This window comes from Virgisporangium aurantiacum (genome assembly GCF_016863635.1).
Classification (GTDB): domain Bacteria; phylum Actinomycetota; class Actinomycetes; order Mycobacteriales; family Micromonosporaceae; genus Virgisporangium; species Virgisporangium aurantiacum.
The window spans coordinates 33,951-54,201 of the sequence record NZ_BOPG01000050.1; the positions used below are offsets into that span (position 1 = coordinate 33,951).

22 protein-coding genes and 1 riboswitch are annotated in these 20,251 nt (G+C 73.3%); of the genes, 13 read left to right on the top strand and 9 right to left on the bottom strand.

Annotated features, from left to right (window positions below; translation table 11 throughout):
- The first annotated feature begins 217 nt into the window (after positions 1-217).
- Both Vau01_RS37925 and Vau01_RS37930 read left to right on the top strand, forming a co-directional pair.
- On the top strand, positions 218-1,441 hold the full coding sequence (locus tag Vau01_RS37925) for a DUF418 domain-containing protein (protein WP_204003910.1): 1,224 nt from the start codon (positions 218-220) through the stop codon (positions 1,439-1,441).
- A 42-nt stretch (positions 1,442-1,483) separates the two neighbouring features.
- Complete coding sequence (locus Vau01_RS37930; RefSeq protein WP_204003912.1) at positions 1,484-2,095, top strand: hypothetical protein; 612 nt, start codon at positions 1,484-1,486, stop codon at positions 2,093-2,095.
- On the opposite strand, the gene Vau01_RS37935 is transcribed toward Vau01_RS37930, so the two are convergent.
- Positions 2,081-2,827: a phytanoyl-CoA dioxygenase family protein gene (locus tag Vau01_RS37935; RefSeq protein ID WP_204003914.1), complete on the bottom strand. Its 747-nt coding sequence runs from the start codon at positions 2,825-2,827 to the stop codon at positions 2,081-2,083. The two genes, Vau01_RS37930 and Vau01_RS37935, sit on opposite strands and share 15 nt — an antisense overlap.
- Before the next feature lie 96 nt (positions 2,828-2,923).
- On the opposite strand from Vau01_RS37935, the gene Vau01_RS37940 reads away from it, so the two are divergent.
- Positions 2,924-3,763 carry a helix-turn-helix transcriptional regulator gene (locus Vau01_RS37940; RefSeq protein WP_204003916.1) on the top strand — a complete coding sequence of 280 codons (840 nt, stop codon included), beginning with the start codon at positions 2,924-2,926 and terminating at the stop codon, positions 3,761-3,763.
- On the opposite strand, the gene Vau01_RS37945 is transcribed toward Vau01_RS37940, so the two are convergent.
- Together Vau01_RS37945 and Vau01_RS37950 are read right to left on the bottom strand one after the other, a co-directional pair.
- Entirely contained in the window at positions 3,755-4,498 is a 744-nt protein-coding gene (locus Vau01_RS37945) for a haloacid dehalogenase type II (protein ID WP_204003918.1), read from the bottom strand. The two genes, Vau01_RS37940 and Vau01_RS37945, sit on opposite strands and share 9 nt — an antisense overlap.
- Before the next feature lie 16 nt (positions 4,499-4,514).
- Positions 4,515-5,384 carry a bifunctional 5,10-methylenetetrahydrofolate dehydrogenase/5,10-methenyltetrahydrofolate cyclohydrolase gene (locus Vau01_RS37950; protein ID WP_204003920.1) on the bottom strand — a complete coding sequence of 290 codons (870 nt, stop codon included), beginning with the start codon at positions 5,382-5,384 and terminating at the stop codon, positions 4,515-4,517.
- A 13-nt stretch (positions 5,385-5,397) separates the two neighbouring features.
- Positions 5,398-5,475, bottom strand: a riboswitch (ZMP/ZTP riboswitch).
- Positions 5,476-5,717: 242 nt separating this feature from the next.
- On the opposite strand from Vau01_RS37950, the gene Vau01_RS37955 reads away from it, so the two are divergent.
- Entirely contained in the window at positions 5,718-6,110 is a 393-nt protein-coding gene (locus Vau01_RS37955; protein WP_204003922.1) for a nuclear transport factor 2 family protein, read from the top strand.
- A 7-nt stretch (positions 6,111-6,117) separates the two neighbouring features.
- On the opposite strand, the gene Vau01_RS37960 is transcribed toward Vau01_RS37955, so the two are convergent.
- Positions 6,118-6,816: an SDR family NAD(P)-dependent oxidoreductase gene (locus tag Vau01_RS37960; protein ID WP_204003923.1), complete on the bottom strand. Its 699-nt coding sequence runs from the start codon at positions 6,814-6,816 to the stop codon at positions 6,118-6,120.
- Positions 6,817-6,873: 57 nt separating this feature from the next.
- Here Vau01_RS37960 and Vau01_RS37965 point away from each other — a divergent pair, with 57 nt between their 5' ends.
- Positions 6,874-7,461 (top strand): hypothetical protein, encoded by a 588-nt coding sequence (locus Vau01_RS37965; RefSeq protein ID WP_204003924.1) that lies wholly within the window; start codon positions 6,874-6,876, stop codon positions 7,459-7,461.
- A 19-nt stretch (positions 7,462-7,480) separates the two neighbouring features.
- Entirely contained in the window at positions 7,481-8,629 is a 1,149-nt protein-coding gene (locus tag Vau01_RS37970; RefSeq protein WP_204003925.1) for a hypothetical protein, read from the top strand.
- Between the two features lie 27 nt (positions 8,630-8,656).
- Here the strand turns inward: Vau01_RS37970 and Vau01_RS37975 are convergent, their stop codons facing one another.
- Positions 8,657-9,142, bottom strand: coding sequence for a MarR family winged helix-turn-helix transcriptional regulator (locus tag Vau01_RS37975; protein WP_204003926.1), 486 nt, complete (start codon positions 9,140-9,142; stop codon positions 8,657-8,659).
- 91 nt (positions 9,143-9,233) lie between these two features.
- Here Vau01_RS37975 and Vau01_RS37980 point away from each other — a divergent pair, with 91 nt between their 5' ends.
- From Vau01_RS37980 to Vau01_RS37990, 3 genes are read left to right on the top strand one after another with little or no spacing between them, the layout of a single operon-like run.
- Positions 9,234-9,809: an NADPH-dependent F420 reductase gene (locus tag Vau01_RS37980; protein ID WP_204003927.1), complete on the top strand. Its 576-nt coding sequence runs from the start codon at positions 9,234-9,236 to the stop codon at positions 9,807-9,809.
- Positions 9,809-10,675 carry a dioxygenase family protein gene (locus Vau01_RS37985; RefSeq protein WP_204004284.1) on the top strand — a complete coding sequence of 289 codons (867 nt, stop codon included), beginning with the start codon at positions 9,809-9,811 and terminating at the stop codon, positions 10,673-10,675. The genes Vau01_RS37980 and Vau01_RS37985 overlap by 1 nt, the downstream gene beginning before the upstream one ends.
- A 20-nt stretch (positions 10,676-10,695) precedes the next feature.
- Positions 10,696-13,887, top strand: a complete 3,192-nt coding sequence (locus Vau01_RS37990; protein WP_204003929.1) for an ATP-binding protein — start codon at positions 10,696-10,698, stop codon at positions 13,885-13,887.
- On the opposite strand, the gene Vau01_RS37995 is transcribed toward Vau01_RS37990, so the two are convergent.
- Both Vau01_RS37995 and Vau01_RS38000 read right to left on the bottom strand, forming a co-directional pair.
- Complete coding sequence (locus tag Vau01_RS37995) at positions 13,863-14,633, bottom strand: ABC transporter permease (protein ID WP_204003931.1); 771 nt, start codon at positions 14,631-14,633, stop codon at positions 13,863-13,865. The genes Vau01_RS37990 and Vau01_RS37995 overlap by 25 nt on opposite strands.
- Positions 14,630-15,571 (bottom strand): ATP-binding cassette domain-containing protein, encoded by a 942-nt coding sequence (locus Vau01_RS38000; RefSeq protein WP_204003934.1) that lies wholly within the window; start codon positions 15,569-15,571, stop codon positions 14,630-14,632. The genes Vau01_RS37995 and Vau01_RS38000 overlap by 4 nt, the downstream gene beginning before the upstream one ends.
- Positions 15,572-15,768: 197 nt before the next feature.
- Between Vau01_RS38000 and Vau01_RS38005 the strand changes: the two genes are divergently transcribed.
- The 3 genes from Vau01_RS38005 (at position 15,769) to Vau01_RS38015 (ending at position 17,625) form a co-directional block, all read left to right on the top strand.
- The gene (locus tag Vau01_RS38005; RefSeq protein ID WP_204003937.1) at positions 15,769-16,671 is read left to right on the top strand and encodes an epimerase; all 903 of its coding nucleotides are present in this window, start codon (positions 15,769-15,771) and stop codon (positions 16,669-16,671) included.
- A 162-nt stretch (positions 16,672-16,833) separates the two neighbouring features.
- On the top strand, positions 16,834-17,193 hold the full coding sequence (locus Vau01_RS38010) for a hypothetical protein (RefSeq protein ID WP_204003940.1): 360 nt from the start codon (positions 16,834-16,836) through the stop codon (positions 17,191-17,193).
- 72 nt (positions 17,194-17,265) lie between these two features.
- Positions 17,266-17,625: a hypothetical protein gene (locus Vau01_RS38015; protein ID WP_204003943.1), complete on the top strand. Its 360-nt coding sequence runs from the start codon at positions 17,266-17,268 to the stop codon at positions 17,623-17,625.
- Here the strand turns inward: Vau01_RS38015 and Vau01_RS38020 are convergent.
- On the bottom strand, positions 17,622-18,005 hold the full coding sequence (locus Vau01_RS38020) for a VOC family protein (RefSeq protein ID WP_204003944.1): 384 nt from the start codon (positions 18,003-18,005) through the stop codon (positions 17,622-17,624). The two genes, Vau01_RS38015 and Vau01_RS38020, sit on opposite strands and share 4 nt — an antisense overlap.
- Before the next feature lie 7 nt (positions 18,006-18,012).
- Positions 18,013-19,152 carry an MFS transporter gene (locus Vau01_RS38025; RefSeq protein WP_204003946.1) on the bottom strand — a complete coding sequence of 380 codons (1,140 nt, stop codon included), beginning with the start codon at positions 19,150-19,152 and terminating at the stop codon, positions 18,013-18,015.
- Positions 19,153-19,222: 70 nt separating this feature from the next.
- On the opposite strand from Vau01_RS38025, the gene Vau01_RS38030 reads away from it, so the two are divergent.
- Entirely contained in the window at positions 19,223-20,131 is a 909-nt protein-coding gene (locus Vau01_RS38030; protein ID WP_204003948.1) for a LysR family transcriptional regulator, read from the top strand.
- Positions 20,132-20,251: the final 120 nt, after the last annotated feature.

Consider the following 20,251-nt stretch of genomic DNA (forward strand, 5'->3'; position numbering starts at 1 on the left):
TGTACTGCAACCGCGCCTGGCGGACGACGCTGATCTTGCAGTTGTGCTCGCCGAAAAGCGGGCGAATTCCGGCGAAAGGGCGGGCACAACTGCAAGATCGAGAATCGAGGGCTGTTCTCCGGCCTATCACCGGCGCCGCCGCCCCACCCTGAGGTGAGGGTGCGGGTCGTGCGGCTGGACGACGATCCGCCGCCCCGCCGCATCTAGCGTCGCCGGTATGACGGACGTTGCGGTGACGCGCGGTGCGGTGCGCCAGGACGAGCGGGCGCTCGCGCCGGACCTGGCCCGTGGCGTGATGCTGCTGCTGATCGTCATGTCGAACACGGCGTTCCACCTGTGGGGGTCGCGGCACGGCGCGTCCGGTTGGCATCCGGTCGACGGTTCGCGGCTCGACCGGGCCATCCAGTTCCTCATGATCGTGACGCTGGACCTCCGCACGTATCCGCTCTTCGCGTTCCTGCTCGCGTACGGCATGGTGCAGTTGTACGAGCGTCAGCTGGCCGCCTTCGCACAACCATCCACTGTGGACAGACGCCGCGCCGTCGCCCTGCTGCGGCGGCGGAGCCTGTGGCTGATCGTGTTCGGATTCGTGCACGCGGCGCTGTTCCTCGCCGGCGACATCCTCGGCCACTACGGGTTCGCCACGCTGTTCCTCGGCTGGCTGCTGATCCGCCGCGGCAACCGGACGCTGTACGTCGCGCTCGGCATCGCCACCCTGCTCTGGTTGCTGCCGATGGTCGACGTCGTGCGGGCGTTCGGCACCGGCGATCTGGGCGGCTCCGGCCCGTTCACCGAGCCGACCGTCGACCTGTACGCGGCGGGCGAGACCGACTGGGTCATCGCGGCCCTGCGCCGGTTGCAGACCTGGACCTGGGTCGCCGGCGTCGGCACGTTCGCCTGGATCGCCATGCCACAGTTGGTCATCGCGTTCCTGGCGGCCCGGCACCGCGTCCTCGAAAATCCCGGCGACCACCTCCGCCTGCTGCGGTGGACCGCGGTGCTCGGTATCGCGATCGGCTGGGCCGGCGGTCTCCCGCTGGCCCTGGCCCACGTCGGTGCGATCGACGTCCCGTCCGACGCGGTCGCCGAGTCGGGGGTGCTGTCGGTGCTGGCCGAGGTGACCGGTGTCCCTTGTGGACTCGGATACGTCGCGGCGTTCGGTCTGCTCGCGCACTGCATGAGCGCACGGAAACGACTACCGGCCGTCGCGGCGCTGGGCAAGCGGTCGCTGTCCGGGTACCTGGTCCACTCGCTCCTGTTCGCGCCCGTGCTCGCCGCCTGGGGACTCGGCCTGGGCGAGCACCTCGGCAGCGCGGGCATGGCGCTGTTCGCCGTGGGCGTGTGGCTGGTGACGGTCGTCGCCGCGGCGGCCGCCGACCGGCGCGGCCTACCCGGGCCGGCCGAGTGGCTGCTCCGCCGTCTCGTCTACGGCCGCCGCTGACCGGAAGCTGCCGCATCGACGATCTTCCTGCTACCGTTCGTCATGGCATTTCGGGGGACGGCCGGTCGGTCGGTGCCGAGCGGGGAGGAACCGCAGGCGCCGTGGGTCTTGGCGGCGGTGGTCACCGCCGCGGTGGCCGTGTGGGTGGCCGTCGACTGCCTCCGCCTCCTCTACGCGATCGGCGAGTACGAGAGCCGGATCGTGGCGGTCAATCACGACTACGCCGACGTGTTGCCCGCCTACACGGTCTACGAGGTCCTCGGCTACGACGTGCCGTTCGGCCGGGCCGTCCTGGTGGTCGTCGCGGTCGCCGTCGCCGCCATGGTCGGCTGGCTCCACCGGGCGCGGAGCAACGCCCGGCGGCTCGGTGTCCGGCTGACCGGTCCGTTCGGTGTGTGGCTGGCCTGCGTTCTCGTCACGGCCATGCTCAACGAGGTCGTGTGGTGGTACGACGCGAAGGTCTTCGACAACGAGGGACCGTGGGACACGCGCAACGCGGCGTACCCGCTGTGGGCCGCCGAGACGGTGATGGTGATGGTCACCGCGACGGTCACCGCGCGTCTCGTGCGGGTGACCACCGCGGCGCAGCAGGAGAAGGGCGACGAGCTCAGCGGTGCGTCGTTGCTGTCGGGGATCGACTCACGGTCGCCGTGAATCGACCAGCGGGAAGTCGGCGTCCGGCAGCCGCTGCCCGACGGTGAGGTCGAGCGGGTCGGTCACCACGTGACGCGGGGCGCCGAGGTACGTCAGGTCGGCGTCGACGTAGATGACGACGTGCGCGATCCGGGGATCGTCGGTGAGGTTCGGCGTCGCGGTGTGTGCCAGGTACGCGTTGTGGAACGTGCAGTCGCCGGCGCGCAGCGGCACCGTGACCCGTTCCCGCCAGGCCAGTTCGGGCGCGAGCCGGAACAGGTCGCCGCTGTCGGTCAGGTCCTGCGGGCGTAGCCCGCGCAGGCTGTGCGAGCCGGGGATGAACGTCATGCACCCGCGCTCGACCGGGACGTCGACCAGCGCGACCCACGCCGACAGCGCGTGCCGGGAGTTGCCGTGCGGCCAGTACGGCTGGTCCTGGTGGAACTCGGTGGCCGCGCCGTTGTGCGGTGGCTTGATGAGCAACTGGTCGTGCCACAGGCGCAGCGGGATGCCGGCCAGCCGCCGGGCGATGCCGGCCAGGTCGGGGTTGAACGTGAGTTCCCGCAACGTGTCGTCCTGCCGCCACAGTTGCAGCAACTGGGTGAAGGCCGCCCCGTGGTGGTGGTCCGCGATCCGGTCCTGGGCCGCGGTCGCCGCGGCGCGGAACCGCTCGGCGTCCCCGCGCGGGATGACCCCGGGGACATGGACGAAACCGTTGCGCCGGTACACCTCGACGAGCTCGTCGCTGATCATGCCGTCCTCCTGACGTGGTGGTGTCACATGCCACGCTGGCACGTCGGCGCCGACCGGGGTTAGGACGGTCGGGCGCAGGAGTAGCACAATCCTTGCATGCACCGGGTACAGCGAACCGAGGTCTTCGCCGCGGCCGCCGTCGCCGCCGAGCGGTTCGAGCGGCTGCCGGAGACCGCGCCGCACAGCCACGACTTCATCGAGGTGGCCGTGGTGACCCGCGGCACGGCCGTGCACCGCGCGGCGAGCGGGGTCCGGCGGCTGCGGCGGGGGTCGGCGATCCTCCTGCGTCCCGGCGACTGGCACGGCTACGAGGACTGCCGGGGGCTGTCGGTCGCCAATCTCTACGTGGCGCCGGAGGTGTTCCGGCGGGAGCTCGCCTGGGTTCACGAGCAGCCCCGGCTCGGTCGACTGGTCAGCGCCACCGGTTCGCCCGGGGACCAGCCGTGGCAGCTTCCGGCCGGCGTGCTGGCCATGGTCGACGATGCTCTTGATCTTGATCTTCCCGACGCTGGCCCGCACTTCGCGGTGGGGCTCGGACTGCTGCTGTGTGTGCTCGGCGCGATCGCCGCCACGGCCGGCCCCGATCGGGACGCCGCGCCGGCGCCACGCGCCCATCCGGCCGTGCTCGCCGCCGTCGGGCTGCTCGAACAGGACGTCGCGGAACAGTGGACGCTGAGCACGCTGGCCGCCGCGGTGCACGTCTCCCCGGCACACCTGGCAAGGCAGTTCACCGCGCAGCTCGGCACGCCGCCCGTCGCCTACCTGGGGCGGCTCCGCGCCGAACGCGCCGCGGCCCTGCTCATCGGGACCGACCTGCCCGTGGCGACGATCGGCCGGACGGTCGGCTGGACCGACCCGAACTACGCCAGCCGCCGGTTCCGGCAGTACTTCGGGCACAGCCCCGCGACGTACCGGCAGCTGTTCTCGTCACCCTGACCCGTGGCCGGCCGCGGTCGCGCGTTCGGCGTCGACGGCGTCGGCGAACCGGACCATGGAGGTGAACGTCCAGTCCGGGGTGACGTCGGCCGGCGGCCGCGGTGTCGCGCCCCAGCCGGGCTTGTCGTGCCGGCGGTCGATCCACACCGTCGGCAGGCCCGCGGCCTTGGCTGGCACGTGGTCGTGGAACAGGCTCTGCGCCACGTGCAGCAACCGGCCCTCGGCCACCCCGAGCCGCTCGACCTCGCGCGCCAACGCCTCGAAGTTGCGTGGCGACGGCTTGTAGGAACCGATGTCCTCGGCGGTGAGAATGCTGGTGAACGTGACGCCGAGGCGCTTGTTCGAGCCGGCGAAGGAGGCACGGTCCACATTGGACAGGATCACGAGCTTGTACCGGCGCGAGAGCCGCCGCATTGCCTCAGCCGAGTCGGCGAACGCCGGCCAGTCGGGCACCGAGCCGGCCAGCGCCGCGGCATCGTCGTCGCCGACCGGCACGCCGACCTGCGTTCCCAGGCCGCGCATCGCCCGGGCCAGGATTCGCGGATACAGGTCGGCCGGGTGCTCGGCCTCGGCCCGCGCCTCGTGCGTCGAGTACGCCGCCAGCAACTGCTCGTCGGTCATCGACAGGTCGTGCGCGTCGGCCCACGGACGCAGCACCGCCGCGATGCCGGCCTCCCAGTCGATGAGGGTCCCGTAGCAGTCGAAGCTGAGGGCGTCGAAATCGCTGAGTTTCACCGTGTACGGCTCCCTGTCAGGTGCGTTCGGTCGCGCGTTCGGCGGCGGTCACCGCGTTGCGGAACAGCATCGCAAGCGTGGTGGGGCCGACCCCGCCGACGCGTGGGGTGATGGCGGAGGCGACCTCGGCGCAGGACTCGTCGACGTCGGGGAGGAGGCGCCGGCCGGAGTAGCGGACGCCCGCGCCGATCACCACGGCGCCGGGCCGCACGTGGTCGGGTTGGACGATGCCGGGGACGCCGGCGGCCGCGATCAGGATTTCGGCGCGCCGGGTGTAGCGCGGCCAGTCGGTGACGCCGGTGTGTACCACGGTGACCGCCGCGTTCGCGGTCGGGCGCTTCTGGGTCAGCAGCATCGCCAGCGGCCGGCCGAGCGTGGCACCCCGGCCGAGGATGACGACCTCGCGGCCCGCGACGGGGATCTCGTGGTGGGCGAGCAACGCCTCGATGCCGGCCGGTGTGCACGGCAGCGGTCCGGGCATGCCCACGGCGAGGCGGCCCATGTTGAGCGGGTGCATCCCGTCGACGTCCTTGTCGGGGTCGAGGGTCAGCAGCGCCGCGTCGTAGTCGAGGTGGCCGGGTACCGGATACTGGATCAGGACGGCGTGCACCTCCGGGTCGGCGTTGTACCCGGCGATCACACCGAGCAGGTCGTCCTGGGTGGCGTCGGCGGGCAGGTGTTGATGCGGTGAGGCGAACCCCAGATCGGACGCCTGCCGCTGCTTGATGCGGATGTAGCCGGCGCTGGCATCGTCGTCACCGACCAGCACCGTGGCCAGGCCCGGCGTCACACCCCGGGCGCGCAGCGCGGCGACCCGCTGGGCGACCTCGGCGAGGACGGCGTCGGCCACGGGCTTGCCGGGCAGAAGGCGAGCGGTTCGGGACATGGAACCCCCATTCGACGGGAGCCCAGGCGGTCGACTCCCGTGACAGGCTCCCCGATGGTTGACCATCCCGTGCCGCCAGTCGCGTCGCGCCCGATGATATCGGCCCGCCATGTGCCACGTACGACCCGCCCGTCGACGCGACCGGCCAACTGCCACGCAGTTCGGGTCGTCACCCTCTCAAGATCACCTTTTGAGGAAAAAACCTGAAGCCTGACTGCGGGTTTCTTCCTCAAAAGGTGATCTTGTTGGTTCCTCGTCGCCGTCTACGCGCCGGGCGAGGTGTTCAGCCGGTACTCGTCGACCGGCCCGGCTCTGAAGGCCTACGCTGGCGGGGTGATCGACTTTCGCGCCGCGGTGGAGGCGCGCGACCCCGACGCCATGGCCGCGGCCCTGGCCGACAACGTCGTATTCCGCAGCCCGGTGGCGTTCAAGCCCTACCCGGGCAAGGCGATCACCGCGGCGATCCTGCGTGGCGTGCTGCGGGTGTTCGAGGACTTCCGGTACGTCCGCGAGCTGAGCGGCGACGACGGTCGCGACCACGCGCTGGTGTTCGAGGCGCGGATCGGCGACGTCGCCGTCGAGGGCTGCGACTTCCTGCACCTCGACGGGACCGGCCTGATCGACGAGTTCACGGTCATGGTGCGTCCGCTGTCCGCCGCACAGGCCCTGGCCACCGCGATGGCGGCACAGTTCGAGCAGATCCAGCGCGAGGCCACCACCGGCTAGGGAAGGCCTACCACGGAAGGGTGCCGTGGGCGTCGAAGTAGCCGCCGGTCGGGCCGTCCGCGGTCACCTGCGCCATCCGGACGATGATCTCCGCACCCTCCTCCACCGTCTGGTGACCGCCGTGGTGGTTGAGGTCGGTGCTCGTGTACCCGGGCTCCACGGCGTTGATGCGCATGGCCGGAAACGCCTTCGCGAACTGGACGGTCACCATGTTGACCGCCGCCTTCGAGGCCGGATAGGCGACGCCCGGGTACGCGTAACCGGGTCCGCCCCGCGTCGTGACCCGGGTGAACGAGGCCAGCCCGCTGCTGACGTTCACCACCACGGGTGCGGGGGAGCGCCGCAGCAGCGGCAGGAACGCGTGCAGCACGCGCACCGTGCCGAAGACGTTGGTGTCGAACGTCTCCCGCATCATGTCGGCGGTGACCGCGGCCGCGCCGTCCGTACCCAGTTCGACCTGGATGCCGGCGTTGTTGACCAGGACGTCCAGGCCGCCGTCGGCCTCGATGGTCGCGGCCGCGGCCGCGACGGACCCGTCATCGGTGACGTCGAGCCGCACGGCCCGCGCACCCAACCGCTCGGCGGCCCGGCGCCCGCGCCCGGGATCGCGGCTGCCGACGTAGACGGTGTGACCGGCCGCGACGAGCCGACGGGCGGTCTCGAACCCGAGACCCTTGTTCGCTCCGGTGATCAGCGTGGTCGTCATCCGTCCGACGCTACGGATGAGAGTGCGCTCGAAGTCAAGACACGTACGCTTTCCCGCGTGCTTGCTGTGACGGGGATTGTCGCGACGCCCGGTGGGGCCGTGCGCCTGGAGGTGGACCACGACGCGTTCACCGTCGTGCCGGTGCGCGACGGGGAGCCCGGCTGGGACGAGGAGGGGATCGCGGCGCTGTCGCTGATCGGCGGGTTCGTCGGTGCCTGGGTGATGTTCGGCCTCGGCAAGCTGGCCGAGGCCGCCGGCTGGGAGACGACGAGCCTGGCGCTCTTCTGGCTGATCGTCCCGTTCGGCGTGCTGCTGCTCGTCGGCCTGCTGGTGATGGCGGTCGACGCGGTGGCCGGGTGCGCGGCCGGGCTGGTGCTGGTTCTGCTGGCGCCGGCGCTGCTGCTGCCGCCGGTGCGGCGCCGGTTGCGGACGACCGGCCAGGTCCCGACGGGCGCGCCGATGCGGCTGCCCGCCACGGCGGTGATGCAGGCCTGGCTCGACCGGGCCGGCGATTCGGCCCGCCTCCGGCTGCAGTTCGACACGGGCGCCACGGTCGTGTACACGGCGGAGTCGCGGAAATCGGCCCGGGCGCTCGGTGACGCCTTCGGCCGGCTGCTCGGCCAACGGATGGCCGTCCGGGGCTGACAGCCATTACCGTGGGTGGATGCCGGCGGACGACCTCACGGTGTCCGGTGCCGACACCGGTGAGCCCGGTGGCGACGTCATCACGGGGCCCGACCTCGCGGTGCCGCCGGGCCTGATCAAGGTCCTGGCGGTGGTCGGGGTGATGGTGCTTGCCGGCGTCGGCGCGGCGGTCGTCCAGCGCGGCGGCGCCACCACCGCCCGGTATCCGCTGGTCGCTCCGTCGCCGGCGGTCGAGGAGTTCGTCCCGCGACCCGCCCGCGAGATCACCGCGCTGCCGGCCGACCTCGTGTTCGGCGCCGGCGACACGACCGTCCTCGTCGATCGCGACCGCCGCGGGACGCCCCTGCCGCCCGGCGGTCCGGTCACCGCGGCGGTGAAGGTGCCGTCGGGGTGGGTCGTCGGGCGGGACGGCCGGGTCCTGCACGTCCGCGCCGACGGAACCACCGACCTGCCCGCTGGCGCGACCTTCCACGTCGACGTCACCGGCACCCGCGTCCTGATCGACCGCGGCGGCGGACGGGCCACCGTGTGGTCGATCCCGGCCGGCCGACCCGAGATGTCGACGGATCTGCCGGCGCACGTGCGCGTGGTCGGGTGGCTGGGCGCGGCGGTGCTGCTCAGCGTCCGCGACGACGAGGGCCGGTGGCGGTACGACCGCTGGTTCCCGGGCGGGCCGTACGAGGAGGCGCCGAGCACCGTCGAGGGGAACTTCCTCGGCGTCGCTGGCGAGGCGCTCGTGGTCCACCAGCGCGACGGGACGCTGGACTGCGTCGTGCGCGTGCCGGACATCTTCCGCCCGGCCGGTCAGGCGTTGCGCTGCGGGTTCGGCGTCACGGTCGACGGTGAACTTCCGCGGGGACGCTGGGAAGCCGTCTCGCCCGGCGGCGGGTTCGCGGCCGTACCCGGCCCGAACGGGTCCGTCCACGTGGCGTCGCTGCCGGCGATGCTCCGTGGACGCGCGGGGTTCGCGCCGCTCGCCGGCCTGCCCGGTCCGGTGGTCGACCTCGTCTGGCGCGACGAAGCCACCGCCGCCGTCCTCGTCCACGGCGACGACCCGCACATCTGGAGTTGCGACGCCGCCGGCGCCGGGTGCCGGTCGACCCCGCTGAACGGACCCGTCGGCCTGACACCACTACTTCTGGCCACCCGCCAGCCCCCCGCCCGCTGAGCCGCCGCGCGGCGGCCGGCCGCGACGCTAAGCGCGGTGGTGCACCGCCGCCAGCTTCCCGTCCGGGTCGAGCCGGCCCAGGATCGCGTCGGTGATGGCCGTCAGCTGGGTGATCTGCTCGGGCGTCAGCGCGTCGATGACGTGCGCGCGGACCGTCGCCACGTGCCCGGGCGCGCTGGCCGTCACCGTGGCCCAGCCGGCATCGGTGAGGCGCGCGTTGGTGGCGCGCCGGTCCTGCGGGCACGGGAACCGCTCGACGAGGCCGCGGTCCTCCAGCCGCCGCACCACGTGCGAGAGCCGGGCCAGCGTGGCGTTGGTCGACTGCGCCAGCGTGGTCATGCGCAACGTCCGCTCCGGTGCCTCGGAGAGCATCGCCAGCACGTAGTACTCGAAGTGGGCCAGGTCGGCGTCGCGGCGGAGCTGGGTCTCCAGCACCCCGGGCAGCAGTTCGACCACGGCCACCAGGCGTACCCAGGCGGCGAGCTGGTCGGGGGTGAGCCATCGCGTGTCCACCGTCACATCGTCCCATAAAATTAGTTGTTGCTACAACCATCGCCGGCATGGGATAGTTGCCGAGACAACAAAACGACCGAGGGAGACCGTCATGGCACACGTGAGCATCATCGGCACCGGCAACATGGGATCCGCGATCGCCGGCCTGGTCACCAAGGGCGGCCACACCGTCGAGTCATTCAACAGTTCCACCGCCGACAAGCCCGTCACCGGCGAGATCGTGGTGCTGGCGGTGCCGCACCCGGCGGTCGCCGACGTCATCGCGCAGCGCGGCGACCAGCTCGCCGGCAAGATCGTCGTCGACATCACCAACCCGCTGAACTTCGAGACGTTCGACGACCTGGTGGTTCCCGCCGACAGCTCGGCCGCCGCCGGTATCGCCGCGGCGCTGCCCACCGCCCGCGTGGTCAAGGCGTTCAACACCAACTTCGCCGCCACCCTGGCCTCCGCCGACGTCGGCGGCCAGACCACCACGGTCCTCATCGCCGGCGACGACGCCGACGCCAAGGCGCTGCTGGCCGACATCGTCACCGCCGGCGGCCTGCGCGCGATCGACGCGGGTGCCCTCAAGCGGGCCCGCGAGCTGGAGTCGCTGGCCTTCCTGCAGATCGGCCTCGCCGCCGGGCAGAAGGTCTCGTGGACCGGTGGCTTCGCGGTGATCCAGTGATGCTGACCGGCGCCGACGCGCTCATCCCCGCCACCCACCCGTTCCGGCGGCACCTCGCGGGAATCGGGGGCTCACACCGGTCCTGGACACCCGACGACGGGCCGCTACCGGCGATCTACCTCAGCCACGGCGCGCCGCCGCTCTTCGAGCAGGCCGAGTGGATGACCGAGCTGCACGGCTGGGCCCGGTCGCTGCCCCGGCCGCGGGCGATCCTCATCGTCAGCGCCCACTGGGAGTCCGCGCCGGTGGCGATCTCCAGCAGCGCCGCCGGCACCGAGCTCGTCTACGACTTCGGCGGCTTCGCCCCGCTCTACTACCGGATGCGGTACGACACGCCGTCGTCGGAAGAGCTCGCCGGTCTGGTGAAGAAAATGCTGGGTGACGTGCACCAGCACGCCGGCCGCGGCCTCGACCACGGCGCCTGGGTGCCGTTGAAGGTCATGTATCCGGAGGCCGACATCCCGGTCCTCCAGCTCAGCCTGCCCACCGACGACAGCACCGCCCTGATGGCCCTCGGCGAGCGCCTCAAACCGCTGCGCGAGCAGGGTGTGCTCGTCGTCGGCTCCGGCTACATGACGCACGGGCTGCCGTTCCTCACCCGCGAGATGTGGGTGGACGGCGCGGTGCCCGGCTGGTCGTCCGACTTCGACGCGTGGGCCGCCGACGCCCTCGCCCGCGGCGACGTCGACCAGCTCGCCGCGTTCCGCGACCGGGCGCCGGGCATGCCCTACGCCCACCCGACCGTGGAGCACTTCACGCCGCTGTTCGTCACCCTCGGCGCCGCCACCGATCCGACCGCTCCGGTGGAGACCACGATCGACGGCTTCTGGATCGGCCTGGCGAAGCGCTCGTTCCAGACGCTCTGAGGGCACGCTAGTTTGGTGCGGTGACACCCGATCTCGTCCTGCTCACGCGGGTGTCGTTCCGCGGCCGGGAGATCGCCGGCCCGCGCCTGCGGGGGCTCGTCGCCCTGCTCGCCGGAGACCTGCGCACCGGCTGCGGCACCGGGCGGCTGGTCGAGGGGATCTGGCCCGACGAGCGGCCGGAGAACCCGGCCAAGGCCCTGCAGATCCTGGTCTCCCGGGCCCGGTCGCAGCTCGGCGCCGACGTCATCGCCCGCACCGCGACCGGCTACCGGTTGACGCTCACCGAGGATCAGGTCGACAGCTCGGCCGTCGAGCTGCGGGCCGCCGCGGCCGCGCGGTGCTCGCGGGCGGGCGATCACGCGGCGGCGCTGTCGCACGCCGACGCCGGTCTCGCGCTGTGGGGCGGGCTTTTGTCTGCACCCGCCGACGAGGGCCCGGTCGCGGCGCTCCGGGCCGAGCGTCTCAGCGTTCATCGGACGCTCGTGCGCGCCCGCACCCTGTCCCTCGCGCGCCTGGACCGACCGGCCGAGGCCGTGGACGGGCTGGCCGGCCTGGCCACCGACCGCCCCCGCGACGAGGAGGTGCTGGTCGAGCTGCTGCGGTGCGAGGCGGCCACGGTCGGCCCAGCCACGGCGCTGGCCCGCTACGAGTCCTACCGCCGGGCGCTGCGCGACGAGCTCGGCACCGACCCCGGCACCGCGGTGCAGGCCGAGCACCGGCGGCTGCTGCGGGGTGCGGTGCCGACCGTGCGGCGCGGCGTCACCCGGGAACCCAACCACCTGCTCGGGCGCGACGACGACGTGGCCGCCGTGGAGGCGCTGCTGCGGTCGGCGCGGGTCACCTCGATCGTCGGGCCGGGCGGGCTCGGCAAGACCCGGCTCGCCAACGCCGTCGCGCGCCGCGCCGGGGTGCCGACGGTCACCGTCGTCCCGCTCGCCGGCATCCGCGCCGGCCGAGACGCCGGCCGAGACGCCGGCGGAGGCGCCGATGGGGACGCCGCCGACGACGTGGTCCGCGAGGTGGCCGCCGCCGTCGGGATCGGCGGGCGCCGGAACCCCGGCGGGGCCGCCGACGTCGCGGCGGCGCTGGCCACCGGCCCGGCCCTGCTCGTGCTGGACAACTGCGAGCACGTCGTCGTCGCCGTGGCCGCCCTGGTCCGCGACCTCGTGGCGCTGACGGACGAGCTGCGGGTCCTCACCACCAGCCGCACCCCGCTCGGCCTGTCGTCGGAGTCGGTCTACCCGCTGCCCGAGCTGAGCCTGTCGACCAGCGTCGAGCTGTTCACCCAGCGGGCGCGGGCGTCCCGGCCGGGTGTCGACCTGCCGGCCGCGGCGGTAGAGGACCTGTGCCGCCACCTCGACGGGCTGCCGCTCGCGGTCGAACTGGCCGCCGCGCGGGTGCGGATCTCGTCGGTGGCCGAGGTCGCCCGGCGCCTCGACGACCGGTTCGGCCTGCTGCGCGGCGGCGCCCGCGACGCGCCGGAGCGGCACCACACGCTGCATGCGGTGGTCGACTGGAGCTGGAACCTGCTCGACCCGGCCGGCCGGTCGGCGATGTGCGCGCTGTCGGTGTTCCCCGACGGATTCACCGCCGACGCCGCCCGTCACCTGATCGACGCGCGCGACCCGCTCATCGAGCACCTGGTCGACCACTCGCTGGTCAAGGTCTCCGACACCCCGGCCGGGACGCGGTTCCGGATGCTGGAGACCGTCCGCGAGTTCAGCGCCGCGCGGCTCACGGCGGCGGGGGAGACCGACGGCGTCACGACCGCGTTCCTGGCCTGGGCGCGGGAGTTCGGCGTCGACCACCACGCCGACCTGGTCGGCTCCGACCCCTACGACGCCGTCGCGGCGATCCGGGCGGAGCAGGAGAACCTGTTGCAGGCCCTTCGACTGGCGCTGGGCCGCGACGACCTGCCCACCGTCGCGGCGGTCACCGCCGTCCTCAGCGGCCTGTGGTGCCTGGAGTCCAACTACGGGCGGATGACCGGGCTGATCGGGGAGACCGCCCGGCCGCTGTCGCACTACCGGCCGGAGCCGGCGTTCGTCGAGGTGACGCGGACCGCGTTGTCGATGGCCACGGTGTACGCGTTCGCGTTCCAGGGGTCGCGTCCCGGGCGCGCGGTCGTCGCGCTGCGCCGGCTCGGCCCCGCGCCGCCCGACACGTTCATCCGGGCGGGCGGCCGGGTGATCGGCGCGCTGGCGGACCCCGCGGAGCTGCACCGGTTGTGCGACAGCGCCGAACCGCTGCTGGCCGCCGGTGCGAACATGATGGCGAGCTACCACTGGGAGGCCGCCCGGGACCTCGACGCGGCGCTGAAGGCGGCCCGGCGGGCGCTCGACGTCCTCGTCGACCGGAACCTGCCGTGGCCGTGCGCGCTGGTCCACAGCCGGCTCGCCGAACTCTGCCTCCAGGAGGAGCTCGGCGCCGAGGCCCGCGACCACCTGACCGCCGCGCAGCCGGTGCTCGAACGGCTCGGCGCCCGGTCCGACGCGGGTGGAGCCCGGGCCTGGCTCGTCCTGGCCAACCTGCAGATCGGTGACACCGACGAGGCCGAGCGCTGGCTCGACTGCCTGCCCCGGCACGCGCTCGCCGAGGACGAGGCCAAGGCGATGGGCTACGACCTCGCCCTCCGGGCCGAGGTGCTGTTCGCCCGCGGCGACACCGACGCCGGGCTGCGGTTGTGGCGGCGGGTGGTCGACCTGGTCTCCACCGCCGCCGTCACCGAGGGCGTCCCGGCGGACCTGGACCCGTGGGTGGTGGAGGCGCGGTCGGTGGCCGTCGTCGCGCACGCCCGGCACGGCCGGCTCGACCTCGTCGCCGGGGTCGCCGACGCGCTGCCCGACCGGTTGACCCACCTGCTCACCCATCCGCTGGTCAACCCGCCGCCGTACCTGGTCGAACCGGCGGTCTGCGGCACGCTGCTGCTCGCCCTCGCGACGGCCGACCTCGCGCGCGACACAGCGCGCGACACAGCCAGCGACACCGCCCGCGGGTCGTCGGTGGCCCGGATGATCGCCCTCGCCGAGCGGTTCCGGTTCCCGCGCACCTTCCAGCCGACGATGTCCGGCGCGGCCGCCCGCGCGGACGCCGAACGCGCCGACCGGACGGCGTACGACCGGGCGGTGTCGTCGTACGCCGCCCTCGACGGGCCCGGCCTCCGTGCGGAGGCGCTCGCCCTGCTGGATCAGCGGGTGCGGTCGCGGTTGTAGAGCCGCCTCGCCCACAGGTACCCGAACACCGCGATCGCGGCACACCAACCGAACGCGAGCACCGCGCTCCCGCCGATCGCGGTGCCGAGGAGCAGCCCGCGCAGCGTCTCCATGATCGGGGTGAACGGTTGGTACGCGGCGAACCAGCGCAGCCCGGCCGGCATCGAGTCGGTGGGCACGAACCCGCTGCCGAAGAACGGCAGGATCATCAGCGGCATGGGCAGGTTGCTGGCCAACTCGACGGTCTTCGCCGCCAGACCCATCGCGACCGTCAGCCACACGAGCGCGACCGTGGCCGCGACGAGCAGCCCGATGGCGCCCAGCCACTCGATGCCGGTGGCGTCGGGCCGGAACCCGACCAGCACGGCCACCCCGAGCACGGCGCCGAGCTGGAGCAGGGTCTGCAGCACGCTGCCCAGCACGTGCCCGGTGAGCACCGACACCCGCGCGATCGCCATGGTCCGGAACCGCGCGATGATGCCCGTCGTCATGTCCATGGCCACCGCGATCGCGGTGCCCTGCACGGCGCCGGCGATCGTGATGAGCAGGATGCCCGGCGTCACGTAGTTCGCGTACAGGCTGCGGCCGCCTTCTTCGCCGAGGCCGTTGCCCAGCGTGTCGCCGAGCACGAACACGAACAGCAGCAGGATGACCACCGGCACCGCGAGCAGGATCAGGATCAGCGACACGTTGCGCGACATGTGCTTGAGCTGGCGGCGCAGCATCGTCGCCGAATCCCGGATCATCGGTTCTGTCCGATCGTCGCGAAGAACACGTCGTCGAGGTCGGGCGTGCGCACGGCGAGGCCGTCGACCTCGACGTGGCCGGCGTCGAGCCGTTCGAGCAGAGATCTGAGGTGACGCACACCGCCGTCGCCCGGCACCCGCAGCACCAGCGGGTCGTCGCCCCGTTCCGGCACCACGCCCAGCAACACCGCCGCCGTCGCCAGCGCCTCGTCGTCACCGAACCGCAGTTCCACGTGCCCGCCCGGCACCCGGCTCTTCAGCTCGGCCGGGGTCCCTTCGGCGACGATCCGGCCGCGGTCGAGCAGCGCGATGCGGTCGGCGAGGTGATCCGCCTCCTCCAGGTACTGGGTGGTGAGGAAGACGCTCACGCCGCCGGCCACCAGGTCCCGCACGATCTGCCACATCTCGCGCCGGCTGCGCGGGTCGAGCCCGGTGGTGGGCTCGTCGAGGAAAATCACCCGCGGGTCGCCGATGAGACCCATGGCGAGGTCGAGCTTGCGCTGCATGCCGCCCGAGTACGTGGCCGCGCCCTGCTTCGCGGCGTCGGTGAGGCCGAACCGCTCCAGGAGGTCGGCGATCCGGCGCCGCCCCTCCCGCCGGTCGAGGTGGTGCAGGTCGGCCATCAGCAGCAGGTTCTCCTCGCCGGTGAGGTAGACGTCGACGGCCGAGAACTGCCCGGTGACGCCGATCGCGGCGCGCACCCGGTCGGCGTCCGCGATGACGTCGTGCCCGCAGACCCGGGCCGTGCCGGAGTCGGCCCGGATGAGCGTCGAGAGAATGTGGACCATCGTGCTCTTGCCGGCGCCGTTCGGTCCGAGCAGCGCGAAGACGGTGCCCTCGGCGACGCGCAGGTCGATGCCGTCGAGCACCAGTTGGGCACCGTACGACCGGCGGAGGCCGGCCACCTCGATGGCCGGCCGGTTCGGGATGTTGGTCATGCCGGTACGGTGCGCCGGTCCCGGATTGCGCCGGTTTCACCGCGGTTTCACCACCCGGTCCCCCTGCGCAGGCCCGATTTTGTGGATCTTGGACTGCGTGAGGTGCCATGGCCCCTTCGGGAGTCCAAGATCTCGGAAGCAGCCGTCGACGCGAAGTACCCGCCGTGGCGTGGGGGTGGTCTGGCACGATGCTCGGCGTGAAGGTGGTACTCGCGGGCGGGTCGGGCGCCCTCGGTCGCGCCATCGCGGCCGATCTGGCCGGCCGGGGCGACGAGGTGGTGGTGCTGACCCGCACCGTCCGGGAGGGGTCGCCGTACCGGCAGGTGCGGTGGGACGGTGTCACCGTCGGCCCGTGGGCAACGGAACTTTCCGGCGCCGCCGTCGTGAATCTGGCCGGCGAGCTCGTCGACCGGCGGCCGACCGCGGCGAACGTCGAGCTGCTCACCCGGTCGCGGGTCGAGCCGACGACGGCGTTGGCGCTCGCGGCGGCCGGATCGGACCGGCCGCCCACCGTGTGGGTGCAGGCGAGCACGCTGGCGATCTACGGCGACGGCGGGGAGGCCGTCCTCGCCGAGGATGCGCCACCCGCCGACGGTCCGCCGCAGATGGCCGGCGTCGCGCGGGCCTGGGAGGACGCGGCCGCCGGTGCGCGGGCGGGCCGGCAGGTGGTGCTGCGCACCGGCGTCGTCCTCGATCGTGGCACCCCGGCCCTGAACCGCCTCGCCGGCCTGGCCCGCTGGGGCCTCGGCGGCCGGGTCGGTTCCGGCCGGCAGTGGGTGAGCTGGCTGCACGTCGCCGACTTCCTGACGATCGTGCGCCGGTCGCTCGACGATCCCGCGATGGCCGACGTCGTGCACGCCACGAGCCCGAACCCGGTCCGCAACGCCGAGCTGATGGCCGCGCTGCGGCGGGTCCTGCGTCGCCCACCGGCCCCGCCGACGCCCGCGCCGCTGGTGCGGGTCGGCGCCCTGCTGCTGCGCACCGACCCGGCGCTCGCCCTGACCGGCCGCCGCTGCGTCCCGCGACGCCTGCTCGACGCCGGGTTCGGGTTCGCGCGTCCCGACCTGCTCCCCGCGCTGCGCGACCTGCTCACCGCCTGACCGTCGACCCCGCGGCGGCACGGCCGCTCCGATTGTGCCGACATCGTCCGATCAGGTGGTCTGTCTCGGCTAAAAGACCGGTTAAAGCGTGTTTGCCGTGTTTGGATCCTTCTGTGACGGGAAAGTACTAACAGTAGTCAAGCAGTCACGGAGGGATAATTCATGAGGACCATGCAGCGCGCGGCCGCGATCGCCGGCCTTGCCCTGATGACGGGCGGCCTCTTCGGCGTCACCGCCACCGCGGCCTCGGCCGCGCCGACGCAGGAGAGCACCGCCGCAACGAGCACGGAGAACGACCGCCGCGGCGGCGGCGACTGGGACGACCGTGGGGGCCGCGACTGGGGCCGCGACTGGGGACGGCGCGACCGCAACTACGTGGTGGACCGGTTCGACACCCGGCGCGAGTGCCGGTGGCGGGGCTGGATCGGCGAGAACCGCGGCCGGTGGGAGAACCCGCGCTGCTACCGGGTCGGTGGCGACTGGCTCCTGGTCGTCGAGCGCAGTCACCGTCGCTGGCACTGAGCGGCTAGTACGAACGACGGAGCGGGTGGCGTGCCACCCGCTCCGTCGTGCTGTCCGTGGCACCATGTCCGCATGGCGTACGGGGCGGTGCTGGTGATCGGGCTCGATCCCGTCCGGATACCGGGCTGGGACCCGGAACCGGTCGTGGCGGGCATCAAACGGGGCCAGGCCCGGTTCGACGAACTGGGCATCGAGGCCGACATGTGCCTGGTGGTCCCCGACGACGATCCCGAGGGGGTGATCGTCGCCGCCCTCACCGCGAAGCCCTACGCGTGCGTGGTGGTGGGCGGCGGCATCCGCAAGCACGAACCGCTGCTCGACCTCTTCGAGCGGATCGTCAACCTGGTCCGGCGGCACGCCCCGGACGCGGCGATCGCCTTCAACAACGCTCCCGACGACACCGCCGACGCGGCCCTGCGCTGGCTGCGCTAGTCCCACTCCCGGGAGAGGCGCCGGAACGTCTCCGGGTCGCTGTGGCACGGGATCACGCACAGGACGTGCCCGCCCGGGGCGCTCAGCGTCCGGCACTCCAACCAGCGGCCGGTCTCGACCGCGCCGAGGCCGATCAGGCGCCGCGTCTCGGCCTCGACGTCGTCGGTCTCGATGTCGACGTGGTAGCGCGGTCGGTCGTCGACCGCCTGCACCGCCAGGACCAGGTCGGGCAGCGCGCCGGGTAGCGAGGTGAACTGCTCCTCGCCGGGCACCGGGTCGGCCGGCACACCCAGTGCCTGCGACCAGAACGACGCGGCGGCGGGGGCCTCACCGGTCGGCGCGTCGATCAGGATCGTCGAGAGTCTGCTGCGATGGGTCACGGTCGCATTATGTCGTCGCGAACCGTGCGGTCGGTACGGCGGCGGCGGCGAATCCCGTGGCCACCAGGAAGGTGACGGTGGTGCCGCGGGCGTCGACGACCTGTCCCGCCGTCGCGGATCCGACCGCGATGCCGACGCCGGCGGCGGTCGTCATCCAGGTGAGCCCCTCGGTGAGGCGGTGCGCGGGCACGGTTTCGTGCACCACCGCGAAGCCGTCGATGAAGGTCGGCGCGAGCGTGAGTCCGAACAGCGCGGCCGCGGCGAACAGCGCGGGGACGTTCGGCGCCGCGGCAAAACCGAGACTGGTGACCGCGAGCAGCGCGACCGTCCACATGAGACGGTCGCGGGGCGGCCGGCGCCACCGCCGGACGCCGTACCACAGGCCGCACAGCGCGCTGCTGAGCGCCATCGTCGCCAGGATCCAACCGGCCGCGGCGGGTTCCGTGGACGCCACGACCGCCACCTCGACCGTGATCGTCGCGACAGCGACGGCGGCGAACGCCGCCAACAGGGGACCGAGCCCGCGGATCGCGTCGCCCGATGGCTGGGCGGCGACGCTGCGCGCGTCACCTTTCATTCCGACCGCGAGCGCCGCGAGGCCCGCCGTGGCCAGGACCACGGCGGCGATGAGGCCCGCCGACGGGTCGACCCAGCCGGCGAGGGCGGTGACCGCGACCGGCCCGACCACGAGGATCGTCTCCTCCATCACCGACTCGAACGACAGCGCCGGATGCAGCAGCGGCGAGCCCCGGTACAGCCGGCTCCACCGCGCCCGCACCAGCGAGCCGATCGCCGGCGTGCTGCCGCCGGCCGCCGCGGCGAGCGTCACGAGCACCGGCGCCGACGCGTGCGCCCACACGGCGACGAGCAGCGCGACGCGGGCGCCGGTGGTGCACACCGTCGCGGGGACCAGCACCCGCCGGCACCCGATCCGGTCGACGAGGCGGCTGGTGACCGGGCTGACCGCCGCGTACGCCAGCGCGTAGCCGGCCGCCACGGCACCGGCGAGCCCGTATGACCCGGTGGTGGCGGAGACGAACAGGACGGTGCCCAGCACCGTCATGAAGTGGCCCATGCGCGCGACGACGCCGGCCACCGCGACCAGCACGGTGCCCGGCGCCGCGAAGACCTGCCGGTACGGAGACACGCCACAGCGTTGCTGGCGCGTACCCATCGGAGCAAGCGGCGGTTTCCGACGCCGAGCGTAAGCTGTGCCGATGCTGGATCTCACCCGCCTGCGCCTGCTCGAGGAGTTCGCCCGCCGCGGCAGCATCGCCGAGACGGCCGCCGCCCTGGGCTACAGCGCGTCGGCGGTCTCGCAGCAGCTGGCCACGCTGGAGCGGGAGACCGGCGCCGCGCTGCTCGACCGCACCGCCCGCAGCGCCCGGCTCACCGACGCCGGACGCCGGCTGGCCGCGCACGCGACGTCGATCCTCGCGGCGGTCGAGGCGGCCGAGGCCGACATCGCCGTGCGGGCGGCGACCCCGGCGGGCCGGGTCGTGGTGGCGGCGTTCCCCGCCGCGGGGCCGGCGTTCGCGCCGGCGCTGACCCGCCACCTCGGCGCGTACCCGGACCTGGCGCTCATCGTCCGGCAGGCACCGGCGGACTGCGACCTCAACCCGCTCCGCTCCGGCGAGTTCGACGTGGTCCTCGACGTCGCGTGGAGCCCCGTGCCACCCGACGACACCCTGACCCGGGTGCGCCTGTACCGGGACGCGCTCGTGCTCGCGGTGCCGCCGACCCACCGGCTCGCCGACGCCGCCGAGCCGCTCGACCCCGCCGCGTTGCGCGCGGAGACCTGGATCGGCCTGCCGGCGCCGGACCCGAGCCGCGACGCGCTCGACCGGTTCCTCGGCTCACCCGGCGCCGGCGCGATCCGGTGGGAGTTCGAGGGGCTGGCCACCATCATGTCGCTGGTCGCGCACGGGGCGGGGATCGCGCTGGTGCCGCTGATCGCGCTCGTCGGCGACCGGCACCGGGTCGCGGTCCGCGAGCTGCCGCCACCGGCGCCGACGTTCGAGGTCCACGCGGTCGTGCGCACCACCGGCCTCCGCAACCCGGCGGTGGCCGCGACCGTCGCGGCCCTGCGGCAGGCGGCGGACGAGCTGCGCCGGGGCCCGTCATGACTCCCCGACCCGTCGGCTACGCGGATTGAGGATCTTCCGGTGGGGTACCACCTCACCGCAAGCCGTCCGGTCCACGGTAGAGAAAGATCGGCATCTTTCGCATTGTCAACCGACGTGGTT